This is a genomic window from Actinoplanes sp. NPDC048791, from assembly GCF_040650095.1.
Lineage (GTDB): Bacteria > Actinomycetota > Actinomycetes > Mycobacteriales > Micromonosporaceae > Actinoplanes.
The window spans coordinates 1-4570 of the sequence record NZ_JBEZGQ010000697.1 but is presented as its reverse complement, the minus strand read 5'-3'; the positions used below and the strand labels follow the sequence as shown (position 1 = coordinate 4570).

Genomic DNA, 4570 nt, shown 5'->3' with positions numbered 1-4570 from the left:
CCTGGACCCGGGCGCGGTGACCGCGGACGTCGCCCGGCGCAAGTCGCTGCTGCCGGCCGGGATCACCGCAGTGGACGGTTCCTTCGTCTCCGGCGACCCGGTGGACCTGGTGGACGCGGGCTCCGGCACGTCGGTCGCCCGGGGCCTGGTCAACTACGACGCGGTCGAGCTGCCGGCACTGCTGGGCCGCTCGACCCCGGAGCTGGCCGCCGCGCTGGGTCCCGGCTACGAGCGCGAGGTCGTCCACCGCGACGATCTCGTGCTGCTGTGAGCGCTCAGGGACATGACTTAGCGGGCCCGACGGTGCAGGATTGAGCCCGTCGCCGTCCGTCACGGCGCAACGAACGAGGAGTCTTCATGACTGTGCTTCAGCAGGCCGCCGAGGCCCGGGTGGCCGGCATCGAGCTGGCCGCCGCCACCCGCGCCGAGAAGGACGCCGCGCTGCTGCTGATGGCGGACCGGCTGGTCGAGCGCACCGAGGACATCGTCGCCGCCAACGCGGTGGACGTGCAGAACGCCCGTACCGGTGGGCTGTCCGAGGCCATGATCGACCGGCTGACGCTGACCGCCGAGCGCGTCGCCGCGATGGCCGACGGCCTGCGGCAGCTGGCCGCCCTGCCCGACCCGGTCGGCGACGTGGTGCGCGGCTCGACCCTGGCCAACGGCCTGGAGCTGCGGCAGGTCCGGGTGCCGTTCGGCGTGGTCGGCATCATCTACGAGGGCCGGCCGAACGTGACGGCGGACGCGGCGGGCATCTGCCTGAAGTCCGGCAACGCGGTGCTGCTGCGCGGTTCCGGCTCGGCGCAGAGCTCGAACGCGGCGATCGTCTCGGTGCTGCGCAAGGCCGTCGCCGACGCACACCTGCCGGCCAACACCATCCAGCTGCTCGACGCCACGACCCGCGACTCGGTCAAGGAGCTGATGCGCGCCCGCGGCCTGGTCGACGTGCTGATCCCGCGCGGCGGCGCCTCGCTGATCAAGACCGTGGTCGAGGAGTCGACGGTCCCGGTGATCGAGACCGGCGTCGGCAACTGCCACGTGTACGTCGACGAGGGCGCGGACCTGGAGAAGGCGCTCGGCGTGGTGCTCAACTCGAAGACCCAGCGGCTGTCCACCTGCAACACGGCGGAGTCGCTGCTGGTGCACTCCGCGCTGGCCGAGTCGTTCCTGCCGCTGGTGATCGAGGAGCTGGTGGCGGCCGGCGTGACCGTGCACGGTGACCCCCGGGTGGCCGGCTTCGAGGGCGTGGTGCCCGCGACCTCGGAGGACTGGGGCAAGGAATACCTGTCGGCGGACATCGCCGTCGCGGTGGTCGACTCCCTGGACGACGCGCTGGACCACATCCGCCGCTACGGCACCGGCCACACCGAGGCGATCGTGACCGAGAGCCTGGTGGCGGCCCGGCGCTTCGCGGCCCGGGTGGACGCGGCCGCCGTGATGATCAACGCCTCGACCCGCTTCACCGACGGCGGCGAGTTCGGCTTCGGCGCGGAGATCGGCATCAGCACCCAGAAGCTGCACGCCCGCGGCCCGATGGGCCTGCCCGAACTGACCTCGACCAAGTACATCGTCACGGGCAACGGCCACACCCGCTGACGCCGGAGCTCAGTGCCGGGCGGGAGTCCAGGTCCGGCATGCGCGGATGGCGGTCAGCGTGGTGTTCACGTCGAACAGCGGCCCTTCGTCGCTGTCCCAGCCGCCGTCCGTGCGCTGCGTCTCGCTCAGCCGCTTGCGGGCGCTCTGCAGCAGCCAGTCGTCACCGAGATTGACCCGGCGCAGGGCGGCCGCCATGTTCGCCGCGTCCGCCGGGGACATGTCGGGCAGCCGGTCGCCGAGCACCAGCTGCACCCGGGCCGACTCGTAGAAGAACTGCTGCTCGTGCAGCAGCCCGGCGGCGTGCCAGCCGGTCGCCAGGAAGGACGGCCAGGTGCCGTCCGGGCGCAGCTGCTCGACCACGAACCGGGCGGCGGCCTGCAACGTCGCGGCATAGCGGGCCGGGGCCTCGTGGTGCGGGTGCGCCTCGACCTCGGCGACGGTGAGCCAGAAGCCGGCCACCGCCGTCAGGTAGAGGGTCGCCTCCGGGTCACCGGGCATCGCCCAGGCCGGCGCCTCGGCGGCCAGCGACTCATCCTCCTGCCAGGTGCCGTCCCGGCGCTGCACGGAGGCCAGCCAGGCCAGCGCGCGCTCGACCGGGGGACCGTGCAGCCCGCCGAGGTCGTCGAGCTCGGCCAGGCGGAAGCAGGTGGCGTCGACCGAGGGCACGGAACCGTCCCCGGCCGCGGGCCAGCCACCCGCCGGGGTCTGCTCGATCTCGATCCGTTCCAGCGCCGAGGCCGGCGGCACCGTGCCCGTACGCAGGTAGGACAACCGGGCCCGTTCCACCGGGTCGCCGTGCGCTACGACGTATCCGATCGCCGCATCGATGTCGACCACGACGGTGACGCTACAGCTCGGCCCCCCGTTCCGCTGCGGTGTCTCGGTAACTGTCTAATAGGTCCGCTCCGTCCGCCTTGGTGACGTCCGATCGACGCAGAGTGACCGTCAGGAGGAGGAAACGCAGGCCCCGATCCGGTTTCCGTGACGCGGCGTATACAGAGCGACGGCCGCCGACCCCGAAAGGGATCGACGGCCGTCACGCTGACGGATGACTCAGTAGGACGGGAGAGACGGGTCCACGGTGTTGACCCAGGACACGATGCCGCCCTGGACGTGCACGGCGTCCTTGAACCCGGCCGCCTTCAACGCGGCCAGCGCCTCGGCCGAGCGGACACCGGACTTGCAGTGCAGCACGATCTGCCGGTCCTGCGGGAAGCGCGCCAGCGCCTCACCGGACAGGATGTCGCCCTTGGGGATCAGGGTCGCCCCCGGGATGCTGACGATCTCGTACTCGGCGGGCTCGCGGACGTCGACCAGGAACATGTCCTTGCCGGAGTCCTGCCATTCCTTGAGCTCGCGCGCCGTGATCGTCGCGTTGAGGGTGGCCTCCTGCGCCTCCTCGGAGACCGCGCCGCAGAAGTCGTCGTAGTCCTCGAGCAGGTCGGTGACGGTCGGGTTCTCCCCGCAGAGCGCGCAGTTCGGGTCCTTGCGCACCTTGATCTTGCGGTATTCCATCTCCAGGGCGTCGTAGACCATCAGCCTGCCGACCAGCGGCTCACCGATGCCGGTGATCAGCTTGATCGCCTCGTTGACCTGGATGGAACCGATCGAGGCGCAGAGCACGCCCAGCACGCCACCCTCGGCGCAGGACGGGACCATGCCGGGCGGGGGCGGCTCCGGGTAGAGGCAGCGGTAGCAGGGACCGTGCTCCTCCCAGAACACCGACGCCTGGCCGTCGAAACGGTAGATCGAACCCCAGACGTACGGCTTGCCGAGCAGGACCGCCGCGTCGTTGACCATGTAACGGGTCGCGAAGTTGTCGGTGCCGTCGACGATCAGGTCGTACTGGCTGAAGATCTCCTTGACGTTGTCGCGGTCCAGCGCGGTGTTGTGAATGATCACGTTCACCAGCGGGTTGATCTCCCGGATGCTGTCCGCGGCGGACTCGGCCTTGGGCCGGCCCACGTCGGAGACGCCGTGGATGATCTGGCGCTGGAGATTGGACTCGTCGACGGTGTCGAAGTCGATGATGCCGAGCGTGCCCACCCCGGCGGCGGCCAGGTAGAGCAGGGCGGGAGAGCCGAGACCACCCGCGCCCACGGCCAGGACCTTGGCGTTCTTCAGCCGCTTCTGCCCGTCCATCCCGACGTCGGGGATGATCAGGTGACGCGAGTAGCGGCGGATCTCGTCGATGCTCAGCTCGGCGGCCGGCTCGACGAGCGGGGGCAGTGACACGGTGAACTCCCCGGATCGACGGTGTGTGGACCCCATTGTTGCTCGCCGGCCGCCGGATCGGACATGACGTGGAACACCGGCCCGACATGCGGGACGGGGGAATGCGGGATCAGTCGGCGGGGTTACCGGCGTACCGTTCGCCGTCCACGTACGGCCAGGGGTTGGCGACGCACCCCTTGAGCCCGTAGGTCTGCTGCATCATGACCGGCGCGAGCTTGCCCTCGCCGGGACAGAGCTCATGACCGTGGCCCAGCTGGTGGCCGACCTCATGGTTGATCGCGTACGCCCGGTACGCCGCCAGCGGTGCACCGTAACCGGGCACCGCGGCCTGCCAGCGGTCGTTGTTGATGACCACCTGACCGGGCAGCCGGCACGACGTGAAGCCCTCGGTACGCAGACCGCCGTCGGCGCACATCTTCTCGGAGGTGGCGGCCGAGGCCAGGTAGACGGTGAACTCGGCGGCGGCCGGGGCGGGCACCCGCTGCAGCCGGAACTGCCGCCCGGCGATCCAGCTCCGCGGATCACCCAATATCCGATCAATCTCCTCGGCGAAGTTCCCGCCGTCACCGGACGCGAGCCGCTTCTCCACCGCCACCTTGAACCGCCGCAACGTCCCCGAGCGGCCGAGCACCGGCCCGTAGCCACCGGCGAAGGCAAACCTGGCCGCGGCCGGCCTGCTCGGCGCCCGGTCGGCGGCGTCGGACGGCTCCTCAGCACGCGCGGGCGTGGTCACCGCGGC

At 70.9% G+C, this 4570-nt stretch carries 5 protein-coding genes; 2 read left to right on the top strand and 3 right to left on the bottom strand.

Annotated elements, in window-relative coordinates:
• Both AB0C29_RS34790 and AB0C29_RS34785 read left to right on the top strand, forming a co-directional pair.
• The coding region (locus AB0C29_RS34790) for a PUA domain-containing protein (RefSeq protein WP_360829469.1) at positions 1-271 on the top strand (271 nt) is incomplete at its 5' end.
• An 86-nt stretch (positions 272-357) separates the two neighbouring features.
• Positions 358-1596, top strand: coding sequence for a glutamate-5-semialdehyde dehydrogenase (locus AB0C29_RS34785; protein WP_360829466.1), 1239 nt, complete (start codon positions 358-360; stop codon positions 1594-1596).
• A 9-nt stretch (positions 1597-1605) separates the two neighbouring features.
• Here AB0C29_RS34785 and AB0C29_RS34780 read toward each other — a convergent pair whose 3' ends face one another.
• The 3 genes from AB0C29_RS34780 to AB0C29_RS34770 all read right to left on the bottom strand — a co-directional run.
• On the bottom strand, positions 1606-2433 hold the full coding sequence (locus tag AB0C29_RS34780; RefSeq protein WP_360829463.1) for a prenyltransferase/squalene oxidase repeat-containing protein: 828 nt from the start codon (positions 2431-2433) through the stop codon (positions 1606-1608).
• A 216-nt stretch (positions 2434-2649) separates the two neighbouring features.
• The gene (moeZ, locus tag AB0C29_RS34775) at positions 2650-3867 is read right to left on the bottom strand and encodes an adenylyltransferase/sulfurtransferase MoeZ (protein WP_360829461.1); all 1218 of its coding nucleotides are present in this window, start codon (positions 3865-3867) and stop codon (positions 2650-2652) included.
• Positions 3868-3940: 73 nt separating this feature from the next.
• Positions 3941-4570: DUF3152 domain-containing protein (locus AB0C29_RS34770; protein ID WP_360829458.1), on the bottom strand; the 630-nt coding region annotated here is incomplete at its 5' end.